This window comes from Citrifermentans bremense (assembly GCF_014218275.1).
Taxonomy (GTDB): domain Bacteria; phylum Desulfobacterota; class Desulfuromonadia; order Geobacterales; family Geobacteraceae; genus Geomonas; species Geomonas pelophila.
Window position 1 is genome coordinate 756,179 of the sequence record NZ_AP023213.1, and the last position, 14,039, is coordinate 770,217.

General features: G+C 64.0%; 14 protein-coding genes. 10 read left to right on the forward strand and 4 right to left on the reverse strand.

The genetic code is table 11. The annotated features are described in order from the left end of the window. Positions 1–39: 39 nt before the first annotated feature. The 3 genes from GEOBRER4_RS03235 (at position 40) to GEOBRER4_RS03245 (ending at position 2,660) form a co-directional block, all read left to right on the forward strand. Positions 40–1,644 carry a thiolase family protein gene (locus GEOBRER4_RS03235; RefSeq protein ID WP_185244209.1) on the forward strand — a complete coding sequence of 535 codons (1,605 nt, stop codon included), beginning with the start codon at positions 40–42 and terminating at the stop codon, positions 1,642–1,644. Between the two features lie 199 nt (positions 1,645–1,843). After that, a complete protein-coding gene (locus GEOBRER4_RS03240) occupies positions 1,844–2,005 on the forward strand; it encodes a hypothetical protein (RefSeq protein ID WP_162843108.1) in 162 nt (53 codons plus the stop codon). Between the two features lie 49 nt (positions 2,006–2,054). Further along, on the forward strand, positions 2,055–2,660 hold the full coding sequence (locus tag GEOBRER4_RS03245; protein ID WP_185244210.1) for a flavodoxin family protein: 606 nt from the start codon (positions 2,055–2,057) through the stop codon (positions 2,658–2,660). A gap of 19 nt (positions 2,661–2,679) precedes the next feature. Here GEOBRER4_RS03245 and GEOBRER4_RS03250 read toward each other — a convergent pair whose 3' ends face one another. Both GEOBRER4_RS03250 and GEOBRER4_RS03255 read right to left on the reverse strand, forming a co-directional pair. Continuing rightward, entirely contained in the window at positions 2,680–2,877 is a 198-nt protein-coding gene (locus GEOBRER4_RS03250) for a hypothetical protein (protein WP_185244211.1), read from the reverse strand. Between the two features lie 277 nt (positions 2,878–3,154). Continuing rightward, the gene (locus GEOBRER4_RS03255) at positions 3,155–3,784 is read right to left on the reverse strand and encodes a LexA family protein (RefSeq protein ID WP_085813891.1); all 630 of its coding nucleotides are present in this window, start codon (positions 3,782–3,784) and stop codon (positions 3,155–3,157) included. 315 nt (positions 3,785–4,099) lie between these two features. Between GEOBRER4_RS03255 and def the strand changes: the two genes are divergently transcribed. The 5 genes from def to GEOBRER4_RS03280 are packed head-to-tail and all read left to right on the forward strand — an operon-like array spanning position 4,100 to position 8,154. Then, complete coding sequence (gene def / locus GEOBRER4_RS03260) at positions 4,100–4,618, forward strand: peptide deformylase (protein WP_185244212.1); 519 nt, start codon at positions 4,100–4,102, stop codon at positions 4,616–4,618. Continuing rightward, positions 4,615–5,571: a methionyl-tRNA formyltransferase gene (gene fmt / locus GEOBRER4_RS03265; RefSeq protein WP_185244213.1), complete on the forward strand. Its 957-nt coding sequence runs from the start codon at positions 4,615–4,617 to the stop codon at positions 5,569–5,571. Before def ends, fmt begins: the two co-directional genes overlap by 4 nt. Next, positions 5,561–6,331 (forward strand): DUF116 domain-containing protein, encoded by a 771-nt coding sequence (locus GEOBRER4_RS03270; RefSeq protein ID WP_185244214.1) that lies wholly within the window; start codon positions 5,561–5,563, stop codon positions 6,329–6,331. The genes fmt and GEOBRER4_RS03270 overlap by 11 nt, the downstream gene beginning before the upstream one ends. Before the next feature lie 2 nt (positions 6,332–6,333). Continuing rightward, positions 6,334–7,302: a polysaccharide deacetylase family protein gene (locus GEOBRER4_RS03275; protein WP_226377874.1), complete on the forward strand. Its 969-nt coding sequence runs from the start codon at positions 6,334–6,336 to the stop codon at positions 7,300–7,302. Between the two features lie 9 nt (positions 7,303–7,311). Next, complete coding sequence (locus GEOBRER4_RS03280; protein WP_185244215.1) at positions 7,312–8,154, forward strand: NlpC/P60 family protein; 843 nt, start codon at positions 7,312–7,314, stop codon at positions 8,152–8,154. 17 nt (positions 8,155–8,171) lie between these two features. Here GEOBRER4_RS03280 and GEOBRER4_RS03285 read toward each other — a convergent pair whose 3' ends face one another. Continuing rightward, positions 8,172–9,209: an HD-GYP domain-containing protein gene (locus GEOBRER4_RS03285; protein ID WP_185244216.1), complete on the reverse strand. Its 1,038-nt coding sequence runs from the start codon at positions 9,207–9,209 to the stop codon at positions 8,172–8,174. 149 nt (positions 9,210–9,358) lie between these two features. Beyond that, entirely contained in the window at positions 9,359–10,765 is a 1,407-nt protein-coding gene (merA, locus tag GEOBRER4_RS03290; protein ID WP_185244217.1) for a mercury(II) reductase, read from the reverse strand. Between the two features lie 248 nt (positions 10,766–11,013). On the opposite strand from merA, the gene glyQ reads away from it, so the two are divergent. Both glyQ and glyS read left to right on the forward strand, forming a co-directional pair. After that, on the forward strand, positions 11,014–11,889 hold the full coding sequence (gene glyQ / locus GEOBRER4_RS03295; RefSeq protein ID WP_143424339.1) for a glycine--tRNA ligase subunit alpha: 876 nt from the start codon (positions 11,014–11,016) through the stop codon (positions 11,887–11,889). Then, on the forward strand, positions 11,889–13,952 hold the full coding sequence (glyS, locus tag GEOBRER4_RS03300; RefSeq protein WP_185244218.1) for a glycine--tRNA ligase subunit beta: 2,064 nt from the start codon (positions 11,889–11,891) through the stop codon (positions 13,950–13,952). Before glyQ ends, glyS begins: the two co-directional genes overlap by 1 nt. Positions 13,953–14,039 lie beyond the last annotated feature (87 nt).

The window sequence follows — 14,039 nt, forward strand, 5'->3', positions numbered from 1 at the left end:
CCGTTTTGCCGGGCCGCGGGCCCGCTTAAAGGGGGGCATGTGACGCAGCAATTCAAGCCTCGGGAGGTCTATGTCGCCTCCTCTTTCATGGCTCCGGTCGGGCGCTACAACGGGCGCGAGCGCGAGGGGCTGAGCTTTCTGGAGATGGCCGAAAAGGCGGGGGAGGTTTTTGCCGGCAGCAGGCTCAAGCGCTCCGATATAAATGCCGTCATAGTCGGCTGCCAGAACCCGGTCGCTTTCTCCGGGGTCGACAACACCGCGGCGAAGATCGCCGGGGTCCTCGGGATCTCCGGCGCCAAATCGGTGCTCATCGACACCGCCTCCTCTTCCGGGGCGTCGGCCCTCGAGTACGCCTACCTTCAGATCGCCTCCGGGCGCTGCGACCACGTCCTCGCCATCGGCATCCAGAAGATGAGCGACGTCCCCACCGGGCAGGCCACCCGCATCGTCGCCGGGGTGATCGACAAGGACGAGGCGGAGTTCGGGCTCTCCATGCCGGCCTGCGGCGCGCTCGTGGCGCGCTCCCTGATCGAGCGGCTGAAGCTCTCCACAGAGGAGTGGACCGCCTTCTCCGCCCTTTTGACCCAGCGGGCGCACCGCTTTGCCGCGAAAAACCCCGAGGCGCACCTCGGTTTCGAGATCCCGCTCGAGGATTACTACCGCCAGATCGTCACCGGCAAGAACTACCGCTACTGGTGGCCCCTGCGCTACCACGACTTCTGCCCCATGTCCGACGGGGTGGCGGCGGTGCTCCTCTCAGCGACCCCGCACGAGGTGATCGTCTCGGGCGTCGGAAGCGCCACAGACATCCCCACCATCGCCGACCGCCCCTACTTCCACAGCTTCCCCGCCACGGTGCGCGCCGCGGCCGAGGCCTACGCCATGGCGGGGATCAAGAAGATCACCGATTTCGCCGGGAAGATCCACGTGAACATGCACGATCCGTTCAACGGTTTCGGGCCGATCAATATGGTCGATCTCGGCTTCGTGCACCGGCGACGGATCTTGGAAGGGCTCTTGAACGACGAATTGACCGGCGAGAATGGGGCGTTCCCGACCAACATAACGGGGGGGCTCAAGGGGCGCGGCCATCCGCTGGGGGCGACCGGCATGATCCAGATCGTCGAGAACCACCGGCTCATCACCGGGGGGCGCTTCGACATGGGGCTCGCCCACTCCATCGGCGGACCGATCAACAACAACGTGGTGACGCTTTTGGAGCGGGCGAGCCACTACCGGCAGCGCCCCCGCCCGGCGCTCTCCCCCTGGGGGCTGCCGCCTCTCGGGCGCATGAAGCCAAAGCAGATGACCGTGGGCGAACTCCTGAAAGGCGCGGGGGAGGTGCAGGGACGCTTCGTCGCCGCCACCACCCGCTTCGACTTCAAGACCGGCGCCCCCGAGGGGATCATCATCATCGTTTCCTGCCTGGTGGACGCTGTCCGCCACTCCTTCCTCTTCGGGGTGGGCGGCGAGCATTACCGGGAGGTGGTGCAGCTGAGGTCCGGGGACCAGGTGAGCCTGGAGCAGGGCGAAGAGGGGATACTGGTGAACCGGATCCCGGTCCGGAAGTTCTACCAAAGAAGCATGAGCGGGGTACTGGAGCTTGCCGGAAACGGCTGGAAGAAGCTCACCGGAGGGTCCTAGCCGCTTTGCCTTGACACCGTTCCCGGGCCGGGGTATTAACGTCCCTTGCTTGCGCCGGGAAAGCCGGATCACTGGCAAGGAAAAGCTCTGAGTACATCTGAGAAAACCGGTGAACCCGCAAGACATGAGCTTTTCTCTTTCTTGCTTTCCCGGATTTTCCCGGTGGCAAAAGGGTTCATCGGAAAAGGAGTGCCGCAGTATGACATTGCTGTTCAAGGTTCTCGGGGTGATCTTCGCCCTGTTCGTGGTTTTGTTCGTCGCCATCGTGATCGAGGAGTCGTTTGTCGGAGGCCGGCGCAGGCGGAAATTGGAGCAGAAGGCGCGCGAGGAGCAAAAGGCGCGTGAGGAGCAGGGACAATAGAAGGGACGCGGTCTCAAGTGAAGATCCCTTGCTTCACCCCGGAGGCGCCATGGCTGGCCAGAGGAAGGTAGTCGCCATAGTCGGCAGTTACCGCAGGGGGGGCGTGGTCGACCAGGTCGTGGACGAGCTATTGGCTGCGGCCGCAAGTGAAGGGGCCCAGGTCGAGAAGCTTTACCTCCTGGACACGCAGATCGAGTTCTGCACCAACTGCCGGCTCTGCACACAGGAAAGGGAGGGGGCGCGCGGCATCTGCCCCATCGCGGACCAGATGGTGAGGGTGCTGGACCTGGTCGAAAGTGCGGACGCAGTAGTGCTCGCCTCGCCCATGAACTTCGGCACCGTCACGGCGCTCATGAAGCGCTTCATTGAGCGCCTGGTCTGCTATGCCTACTGGCCCTGGGGGATGGCCGCGCCCAAGCTGCGCAGCAAGGAGAGGCCGCGGCGCGCGGTGCTCATCGCTTCCAGCGCGGCGCCCGCCTTCATGGCGCGGTTTCTGACCCCGATCGTGAAGGTGCTGCGTCAGGCTGCGGAACTTCTGGGGGGGAGGACGGTTGGGGTAATCATGGTCGGCCTCGCGGCCCGGGAGAAACGGCAGGAGCCGGGTCCGGGTATCCGGGCCAAGGCGCGCCTTTTGGGGAAGAAGCTGGTGTCGTAACGGGGATTCTGTGGGAGGGTTACCTTCTGGCCCCGGCCATGGTGAAGCCGTCTTCGCGGGTCCAGAGGTGGCGCGAGCGGGTAAGCCTGCGGTTTACGGCAGCTGAGGGTGAGTCGGCCCGCCCTGCGGCGAGGAGCCGCGGCAGCGCCGCATCGGCGTCCAAAAGGGCGCTGCTTCCAAAAGATCTCAGAGTTTCCACGGTTTCTTGCTGTTTCACGCAAACCCTCCAGGCGGTCATGCCGGCTTTAGCGTTTCATGAGAAGCAAGATGCGTTCCTTTTGGGTAAGTTGCTGGAATTGAAGGGGTTCGGTTGGGGGTTCCCTCTTTTTCGGCGCAGGTTTTTTTGACTTTAATGGGGAGTGAGACGGGATTTTGACGCGGGAGACGGCTTCCGCCGTCCTCGCCGCCATGGTCTGGAGTGGAGTTCCGGCTCTTTGCCGGTTGAAGGCCCGGGCGCCGAAAGTGTGCGCCCGGACTCTCCTGGAGGCAATGGTTTAGATGATCACCTTGCGCCAGACATCCACCACGATGCCGATGGTGCGGGTGCCGTCGTCGGGGCGGAAGGGGGCGTAAGCGGGGTTGTCGGGGGCCAGGTACACCTCGTCGTCCTTGATCCGGTACCTGCGCAGGATCGGCTCTCCCCATCGGTTGTGGACGATGATGATGTCGCCGCTTTTCTTCTGTTCGCTATAAGGCTTGAAGATCACCACGTCGCCGTCACGGATGGTCGGGGACATGAAATCTCCGTAGCAGACGATGGCGTAGCACCCTTCGGGCAGGTCGGGCACCGAGACGTAGCGGCGTATGGTGCCGGGGTCTTCGGGGAAGCTGTCCGGTATCACGTCCAGCAGCGGAGCGCGGCAGCTTTGGGGCTGGTCCGCTGCGAGATCGTTCTTGAAGCTCTCGCCGCTGCCGTCCCGCAGCCACTGGGCGTTGATGCCGAAGGTGTGCGAGAGGGCGATCAGCAGCGTGTCCGAGGGGCGCTTCCTGCCGGTTTCGATGCCGCTCAGAAACCCCTGGACGATCCCCAGGGAGGCGGCGAACTCCTTCTGGGTGAGCCCAAGCGCGAGCCTTGCCTTCTTGATCCTCACTCCGGTTTCTGCATGGTAGTCAGTTGACGGCATCATTATCTCCGAAGGTATTACTTCATATCACACACAGAGGGTGGGGCACTCGTGACCATTTCGTACAAGCGTTGAATTGGTGCCGATTTATAGACTAACAGTTCTGCAGGCTTCCGGCAACAGGAAAATTTCTATGTGATATTTCGTAATCCCCTTTCCGAATCCTCTAGGCAGGGTTTTCAACGGGGCAGGGAAGGTGCCGGCGGCCTCCGTATTCCCCCCTGCTGCAGCGGCCTTGCTCATGAGTATCTCGTTGATTTTTTGCCGGCAAGTTTATATAGTGGCGCGACAGCCTGAAGACAAAGGAAGGACAGTATGATACGAAGAATACTCACCTATCCGGACCCCGAGCTTAAAAAACGCTCACTGCCGGTTACAGTTATCACGGAAAAGACACGCGAGCTGGCACAGGACATGGCCGAGACCATGTACGACGCGCCTGGAGTGGGCTTGGCCGCCCCCCAGATAGGGGTGCACCAGCGCATCATAGTCATCGACGTATCGGGAAAGGACGAGAAGCCCGAGCTGATCGTGGCCATCAACCCCGAGATCGTCCACGCCGAGGGGGAGGCGTTCGAGGAGGAAGGGTGCCTGTCGGTCCCGAAATTCTCGGCCAACGTGCGCCGGCACGCCCGCATCGTGGTTAAGGCGCTCAACCTGGACGGTGAGGAAATCACCTTCCGCGCCGACGACCTCCTCTCTATCGCTTTCCAGCACGAGATCGATCACCTGGACGGCATCCTCTTCATAGACCACCTCTCCCCGCTCAAGAAGGGGATCTTCCGCAAGCGCTACCAGCGCGCCCTGGACGAAGCAAAGGAGCTCGATCGATGACCGGAATGCGCATCATCTTCATGGGGACCCCCGAATTCGCCTGCCCTACGCTGCGCACGCTGATCGATCGCGGCGAGCAGGTGGTGGCCGTGGTGACGCAGCCCGACCGTCCCAAGGGACGCGGGCAGCAGACCCTCCCCCCGCCGGTGAAGGTCGTGGCCGAGGAGCACGGGATCCCGGTGCTGCAGCCGGTGAAGGTGCGGCTCCCGGAGTCGATCGAAGAGATCCGGGCCCTTGAGCCCGACCTGATCGTGGTGATCGCTTTCGGGCAGATCCTGCCCAAGGCGCTGCTCGACATCCCCAAGTACGGCTGCATCAACGTGCACGCCTCGCTTCTGCCGCGCTACCGCGGCGCGGCGCCGCTCAACTGGTGCATCATCAACGGCGAGACCGAGACCGGGGTCACCACCATGATGATGGACGTGGGTCTCGACACCGGCGACATGCTCCTGAAGCGGTTTACCCCCATCGACCCGGACGAGGACACCCAGAGCCTGCACGACCGGATGTCGCAGCTGGGCGCCGAGCTCCTGGCCGAGACGCTGGACCGGCTGGCCCGGGGCGAACTGGTCCCGGAGAAGCAGGACGACGCCCTCACCTGCTACGCACCGATAATGAAGAAAGAGGACGGGCTGATCGACTGGAGCCGCGACGCGCAGTCCATCAAGAACCAGGTCCGCGGCATGACCCCCTGGCCCGGCGCCTACAGCTTCCTGGATGACAAGTTCTTGAAGGTCTTCCGGGTACAGACCGCTTCCGGCAGCGGCACTCCGGGCGAGATCCTCTCCTGCGGCCGCGACGGGCTGGAGGTCGCCTGTGGCAAGGGGAGCCTGGTGATAACCGAGCTGCAGCTCGAAGGGAAGAAGCGCCTGCCTGCCGGCGACTTCCTCGCCGGTTACAAACTCCAGCCGGGGGGCTTCCTCGGAAAGAAGGAAGCTGCGGTTGGGGTATAAGGGGCCATACCAGAGGCCTCCCCAGAAGCGCCTCTTCGTGGCGCTCATGGGGGTGACCTGCCTGCTGGTGGTGGGGCTCATCTACCTGGGGTGGTGGATCCCGACCATGGGGCTCACCAACATCCACCCCGACCTGCCGCGCATCGTCGGCACAGTGTTCGCCGTCCTCTCGGGGACAGCGGTCCTCGGCACGCTCCTTTTGGTGCTCACCACGGCCCTTGGCAAGGACATCCTGGGCACCAGGTTCATGCGCGGGGTGGTGATCAAGTTCCTTTTGCCGCTCATCGAGCAGATCGGCAAACTCTGCGGCATATCCAAGGACACCATCCGCCAGTCCTTCGTCGCCATGAACAACTCCCTGGTCCTCTCGCAGCGCCTCAAGGTCAAGCCGGACCGGATCCTGATCCTGCTCCCGCACTGCCTGCAGCTCTCCCAGTGCGAGATCAAGGTCACCGGCGACATCAACAAGTGTCTGCGTTGCGGCAGGTGCGACATCACGGGGCTCGCCGGCCTGGCGCAGAAGTACCAGGTGGAGATGTCCGTCGCCACCGGCGGCACGCTGGCCCGCAAGGTCATCATCGAGAAGCGCCCCAAGCTGGTTCTGGCCGTCGCCTGCGAGCGCGACTTAACCTCCGGCATCAAGGACTGTTACCCCCTCCCGGTGATCGGGGTCCTGAACGATCGCCCCTACGGCCCCTGCATCGACACGCGGGTCGACGTCGACAAGATAGAGGCAGCGCTACGCAGCGTTTTGGAATAAAAATGATGAGCAGAACCCTCCTGGCGAAACTCCCCCCCCTTTGCCTTTCCCTGGCACTATTGCTTGTTTTCTGCGTCCTCCCGGCCCATGCCGCGCGCATAACCGGCTACCGCGTGATCCGGGAACCGGTTTGCGACCGCGCCGGCAAAAGGCTCCTCGCGGTCCGCAGCTTCGAACGCGACGGCGTGCCGCGCCTTCTGGTCGTCGACCCGGAAACGCTTGCAAGCTACGACCTTCCTGCAGACTCGGTGAAAAAAAGCGGCGACGCCGGCGCCGACCTCTTCCGCTCCACGAGGCTCGCCCGGGCGCTGGAGAGGTACAACTCGCCTCCGTACCGGCTGCAAAACGGCGGGGCGGTCCGCGCCGAGACCGAGGTGGAGGGCCTTTTCCTCACCGTCGATCTCTGCCCCTCCAAGCGCCCCTTCGAGCGGGACCTCTTCGAGGCCGCGGCGGCGCTGGGCCGTGGCCGCGCCGTCCCGGTGGCGGTGATGATCTCAGGAGTGTGGCTGTCGACCCATCCGCAGGAGCTTGCCTATCTCAAAGATGAGATTGCGGCAGGGAGGCTGGCCGTCACCTGGGTGAACCACTCTTACCACCACCACTACGATCCCAAGGTGCCGCTGCCGGAGAACTTCCTCCTGGCGCCCGGCACCGACCCGCTGCAGGAGGTGCTTCAGACCGAAGAGCTCCTGCTCTCCCAGGGGTTAGTCCCTTCCCCGTTTTTCCGCTTCCCGGGACTAGTGTCGGACGGGGGCTTGATGCAGCGGCTCAAGGAGCTCTCGCTGATCCCGGTCGGAAGCGACGCCTGGCTTGCCAAAGGAGAGGTCCCGCGCCAGGGCAGCTTCATCCTGGTGCACGGCAACGGCAACGAGCCCAAAGGAGTGAAGCTGCTCTTGCCGATCTTGAAGGACAAGGCGCCGCGCCTTTTGCCGCTTCCGGTCGCCTTCGGGCCGAACACCGGAGCCCTATAGGATAAAAAGATGAAGACGATGCTCCTTGCGCTCTTGGCGCTTCCCATATTGACCCCGGCAGCCCATGCCTCAGAACTCCCCCGCTACGCCGTCGCCATTGCCGCCACCCCCGTCCTCAACACCCCAGAGTTCGCCAAGACCTTCAGCGGCAAGGTGAAGCTCGACCCCTGCAAGGGGGTGCGCCCGGTCGAGTTCGTGGCCTTCCCCGGCACCCTCTTCCGGATCGAGGGGGAGCAGGAAACGGACGGCGTCAAGGTGTACCGGGTCACCACCAACGACTACCCCTACCCGACGAAGACTGGCCTCTTCGTCGACGCGCGCTTCCTGGAAAAGGTGGAGGGTGCGCCCCGCGAGCGGCAACGGACCCTCCCCGAACCGGCGGAGATACGCAAAAGGCTCCTCGCCGCGGTGGGGAGGCCCTACGTCTGGGGGGGGAACTTCAAGGAGGGGGTGCCGCTTTTAAGGACGCTCTACCCCAAGGGGGATCCGCTCTACGGGGTGGACTGCACCGGGCTCCTCTACGAGGCGACCGACGGCTACACCCCGAGGAACAGCTCCTACCTTACCCGCTACGGAAAGGGGGTGAAGGTGGCGGGGCTGACCGCGGCGGAGATCGCGAAGAAGCTGGAGCCGCTGGACCTCGTGGTCTACAGGGGGCACGTGATGATGGTGCTGGACGAGGATTCCATCATCCAGAGCGTGATGGGGTGCGGCGGCGGGAAGCGCGGCGTGGTGGTCTCCCCAAGAGAGGAGACCCTGAAGAAACTGATGCGGACCAGGGAGCCGGCGGACCGCTACCCGAAAGGGAGCGCGGGGGAGAAGAGCTTCGTGGTGCGCCGCTGGCTTCCCTAGCCTAACCGCGGCGACAGTCAGCAGCTCGCGGCTGGAAACAACAGGCCCAGGGCCTTCTTCCCCCTTGCCGGGAGCGCGTCGCACTCCCGCAGCTCGTCTGTTGACGGCAGCGGCCCGTCCGGGACCACCGCCAGGAACATCTCGACCACGGCCGGATCGAGCGCCGTGCCCGCCATCTCGCGCACCATTTCCCGTGCTTTCTCGCAGGGGTACCCCTTGCGGTAGGAGCGGTCCATGGTGAGCGCGTCGTAGACGTCGGCCACCGAGACGATGCGCGCCTCGATCGGTATCTCCTCCCCCCTGAGCCCCGAAGGATAGCCACTGCCGTCGTACTTCTCGTGATGGTAGTGGATGATGTTGCGCGCCACCTCGGAGAGGTCGGCCTTCTCCGCCACGTCGACGCCCCAGTCGGTGTGCATCTTCATGGTCTCGAACTCGTCCTCGCTCAAGCTGCCCGGTCCGTTCAGTATGAACTCCGAAACCCCGATCTTGCCGCAGTCGTGCAGCCAGCTGCCGTACTTGATCTGCCGCTGCATCTCCTTGGCTATCCCCATGGATTCCGCTATCAGCAGCGCGTAGACGGCGACCCGGTCGCAGTGCCCCTTGGTGCTCGGGTCCTTGAGCTCTATGGTCTGCGCCAGGGAGCGGAGCACCGCCTCGTCCTCGCGCCGTATGTCGTGGATGGTGCGGTAGCGGCGCAAACCTTCCTGCACCACCTCGACGATCTCCTCGTCCTTCCACGGTTTCAGCAGGTAACGGTAGACCTCGGAGCTGTTGATGGCGGCAAGCGCCGTGGGGAGGTCGACATAGGAGGAGATGAGCACCTTCACCGTGTCCGGCGAAACGTTCCTGAGCTCGCGCAGGAACTCGAGCCCCGACATCCCCGGCATCTGGTTGTCCGAGACCACCACCGCTATCTCATGCCTTTTGAAGAGCTCCAGTGCTTCTTCCGCGCAGCTTGCGGTGAGCACCTCGATGCCGTGCGACCTGAGCAGGTCGCCGAGCACCTGGAGTACCAGCCTGTTGTCGTCCACGAAGAGTATCTCTGCCGCCATGTTCGTGCCCCCGCCTGCGCGACGCTGATGCGGCCGCGGCTGACGGGTAAGTCCGTTAGCCGCGGCCGATTTTGAAGCATGGTAATCTTTCATGAATTTATTGTCAATTTCAATCTAATGGGAAACCTGGGGCGGGGAGGGGGGTGGGGCTATTCGGCGCAGCAGGAGAGCTGGTCCAGGTTCCTGGTGAAGGCCTGGGCGCAAAGGCGCAAACCTTCACCCATGGAGGGGTAGACGTGCAGGGTGTCGGCAAGTTCGGCGACGGTCATGCGGCAGCGGATCGCGAGGGCGGCCTCGTTGATGATGTCGGCCCCGCGGTGCAGGCAAAGGTGCACCCCGAGAATCCTCCCGGTTCCCGCCTCGGCCACGATCTTCACGGCGCCGGCGAGCGCACCGGTGACGTGGGCCTTGGCTATGGCGGAGGCGGGGATGGTGTGGCTTTCGACCTGGAACCCTGCCTGACGCGCACCCTCTTCGGAGTGGCCGACGATGCCGACCTCGGGGTCGGTGAAGATGGCCATGGGGAGGGCCTGGTAGTCGAGGGCGCAACTGCAGCCGGTCTCCAGCATGTTGTCGACGGCGGCGATCCCCTCGCGGGCGCCGACTGTTGCGATCTGCATGCGGCCGGTGACGTCGCCCGCGGCCCAGATACCGGGGGCGGAGGTGCGCATCTGCTCGTCCACCACGATGAAACCCCGCTGGTCCACCTGGACCCCGGCCTGTTCGAGCCCTAGTCCCTCGGTTGCGGGAGCGGTGCCGACCGCCAGCAGTAACTGCTGCGACTCAAGGCACTTTTTCTCCCCCCCGACCAGCGCCTCGACCCTCACCCCGTCTCGGTGCCGGCAGACGTTCAGCACCGAGGCGTTGAGGACCAGGCGCATCCCTTCGGAGACAAGCACGTCCTGCAGCGCCAGTGCTGGCTCGGCCTCGACCGCGGGGAGCACCCTTAAGCCGTGCTCCAGGACGGTCACCTCGACCCCGAGCCTTAGGAACATCTGCCCGAGTTCCAGGGCGATGACGCCGCCGCCGATGATGGTGAGCGAGGCGGGGAGCTTCTTCAGCATGAGCGCGCTCTTGCTGGTCAAGAAGGGGGTCTCGTCCAGGCCGGCTATGGGGGGGACGCGGGGGATACCGCCGGCGGCGATGAGGAACCGGCTCCCGGAGAACTTCCTCTCGCCGACCCGGACCGCGTCGGGGGCGGTGAATGAGGCCATCCCCTTTATGAGGGTGAGGCCGGGGACATTGTTGAGCACGTCCAGGTACTTGGTTTCCCTGAGCCTTTGCACTACGTCCAGCTTGTGGGAGTCCAGAAGCGGGAAGTCGAGCGCCTGGCTCAGGGCTCCGAGCCCGAGCCGCTCGCCAAGCTTCGCCTCGTGCCGGAAAAGGGCCGCATGGATCAGGGTCTTGCTGGGGATGCACCCCCAGTTGATGCAGGTCCCCCCCAGGGCGCTCCTCTCGATCATGATGGAGGCCGCACCCCTCTCCTGCGCCCTGAGGGCCGCGGCGAAGGCGGTGGAGCCCGAGCCTATGATGATGATTTCGGGTTGCTGGCTCATTTGAATTTTCCCCCACCTCAGTGTACCGTGAACGCCTGTTCGGGTAAACCGGAAGAATAAGCGAGGTTTTCACCCGTTTTGCTTTTGGGCGGGGGGGAAAGGCGTGGTTTTTGCCGGAATGACGGGCGATATTCCTTGACAGCCCCTTCCCAGGTATTGTAATCTGGCGAGCCTAACTGTTTGGATACAGTAAACTTTTTTTGCCATGGCGCAGAGACTGAAATAACGAGTTCATCGGAGGCGGCGTGTTGACATTTCAGGAGCTGATTCTTTCCCTGCAGGGGTACTGGGCAGGGCAGGGATGCGTGATCCAGCAACCATATGATACGGAAAAAGGGGCCGGCACCTTCAACCCGGCGACCTTCCTGCGCGTGCTCGGTCCCGAGCCGTGGAAGGTGGCTTACGTGGAGCCTTCACGCCGCCCGACCGACGGGCGCTACGGCGAGAACCCGAACCGGCTGCAGCACTACTACCAGTTCCAGGTGATCATGAAGCCTTCGCCCATGAACATCCTCGACCTCTACCTGGACAGCCTGCGCGCCTTCGGCATCGACCCGGGCAAGCACGACATCCGCTTCGTCGAGGACGACTGGGAGAGCCCGACGCTCGGCGCCTGGGGGCTTGGCTGGGAGGTCTGGCTGGACGGAATGGAGATCACCCAGTTCACCTACTTCCAGCAGGCAGGCGGCATCGACCTGAAGCCGGTCTCCGCCGAAATCACCTACGGCTGCGAGAGGATCGCCATGTACCTGCAGGGCGTGGACAACGTCTACGATCTGGAGTGGGTCAAGGGGGTCAAGTACGGCGACATCCACCACGAAAGCGAGGTGGAGTTCTCCACCTACAACTTCGAAGAGGCGGACGTCGACATGCTCTTGCAGCTCTTCAAGATGTACGAGAAGGAGTGCGTGCGGCTGGTGGAGAAGGGGCTGGTCCTTCCCGCCTACGACTACGTGATGAAATGCTCCCACACCTTCAACCTTTTGGACGCCCGCGGCGCCATCTCGGTTACCGAGCGCGCCTCCTACATCGGGAAGGTTAGAAACGTGGCAAGGCTCTGCGCCGAGGGTTACCTGCAGATGCGCGAGCGGCTCGGTTTCCCGCTTCTGAAAGGAGGGCGCTAATGGCTAAGGATCTGTTTCTGGAGATAGGATGCGAGGAGATCCCGGCCGGTTTCGTCCCCAAGGCGATGGCCGACCTGGAGCTCTTGATCAAGAAAGAATTCGACAGCGCGCGCATTGAGTACGGCGAGATCGTGACGCTCGGCACCCCGCGCCGCCTGGTGCTGGCCGTTAAGGGGGTCGCCGAGAGGCAGCCCGACGCGGAGCTGACCGCGATGGGACCGGCCAAAAGCCACGCCTACGACGCCGACGGCAACCCCACCAAGGCAGCGCAGGGCTTCGCCCGCGGCCAGGGGATCGAGGTCTCGCAGCTGAAGCTCGTGACCACCGAGAAAGGCGAGTATCTCGCCGCCGTGAAAAGCGAGATCGGCCGCGAGACTGCCGAGCTCCTCCCCGAAATCCTGCCGCGCCTGATCGGGAACATCCCGTTCAAGAAGTCGATGCGCTGGGCCGACTTCGACGTCCGCTTCGCCCGCCCCATCCACTGGATCGTGGCGCTCTTCGACGGCAAGGTGGTCCCCTTCTCCTTCGGCAACATCGAAAGCGGCAGCGCCTCTCGCGGCCACCGCTTCATGGCCAACACCTCCTTCCCGGTGCGCGACCTGGCCCACTACCTAGAGGAGTGCGAGCGCCATTTCGTCATCCCCGATCCCAACAAGCGCAAGGAGATCATCCGCGCCGAGATCGACCGGGTGGCCAAGCAGGCCAAGGGGAACGTCCTTGCCGACGAGGCGCTCCTGGAGCAGGTGAGCTACCTGGTCGAGTACCCGAGCGCTGTGCACGGCACCTTCTCCCCCGACTTCCTGGTGGTGCCGCGCGAGGTGCTGATCACCTCGATGCGCGAGCACCAGCGCTACTTCTCGCTGGTGGACGATGAGGGGAAACTCCTCCCCGGCTTCATCACCATCAACAACACCATCACCGAGGACCCGCAGGTGGTGGTCAAGGGGAACGAGAGGGTGCTCCGCGCCCGCCTCTCCGACGCCCGCTTCTTCTTCGACGAGGACCACAAGGTGAGGCTTGAGTCCCGTGTCGAGTCCCTTAAGAGCGTGGTGTACCAGGCGAAGCTCGGCACCTCCTACGAAAAGATGGAGCGCTTCCGGGAACTCGGAAAGCGCCTGGCCCAGCGGCTGAACCCGGCCGTGACGAGCCAGGTCGAGCGCGCGGCGACGCTTTGCAAGGCTGACCTCGTCTCCGGCATGGTGGGTGAATTCCCCGAGGTGCAGGGGATCATGGGACGCGAATATGCGCTTCACGACGGCGAGGAGCCGGCCGTGGCCAACGCCATCGCCGAGCACTACCTCCCGACCCAGGCAGGCGGCGAGCTTCCCGCCTCCGACATCGGCGCCTTCGTTTCGCTCGCCGACAAGATGGACACCATCTGCGGCTGTTTCTCCGTGGGGCTCATCCCCACCGGTTCCGCCGACCCGTACGCCCTCAGGCGCTCGGCTCTGGGGATCATCAACATCATCCTGGACAAGGGGTACCGCGAGCCGCTCTCCGACTTCGTCAAGGCGTCGCTCGATCTCCTCTCCGCCAAGGCGACCCGGCCGCTTGCCGAGGTGCAAAAGGACGTCCTCGACTTCTTCCGCGGGCGCTTCGTGAACCTGATGGCGGACCGCTTCCCCGCCGATGCGGTCGAGGCGGTGGTGTCGGTCTCCTTCGACGACCTGGTCGAGGCTGCCGCGAAGATCGAGGCGCTCGCCGGGTTCAGGAACCGCGACGACTTCGGCCCGCTGGCCGTCGCCTTCAAGAGGGTCTGCAACATCGTCAAGGACGGGGTGGACGCCCCGGTCTCGGCTGAGCTTTTCCAGGAACCGGCCGAGGGGGAACTGCTCCAGGCGCTGAACCAGGTGACCGGCAAGGTCGCAGGGGCGCTGGAAAAGGCCGATTACCTCGCGGCGCTCACCGAGATAGCCACCTTGAAGCCGGCAGTCGACCTCTTCTTCGAAAAGGTCATGGTCATGGCCGAGGACGAACGGGTGCGCCAGAACCGCCTGGCGCTCCTCACAGCGATAGCGAGGCTCTTCGGACGCCTGGCGGACTTCTCGAGGTTGTCGCCCTGATGAAGAAGCTGCAGCGGAAGCAGATGAAGGCAGAGATGACGACTACATCCGCAGCAGAGAAGACTAGCAATAACGCTCACGTAAACA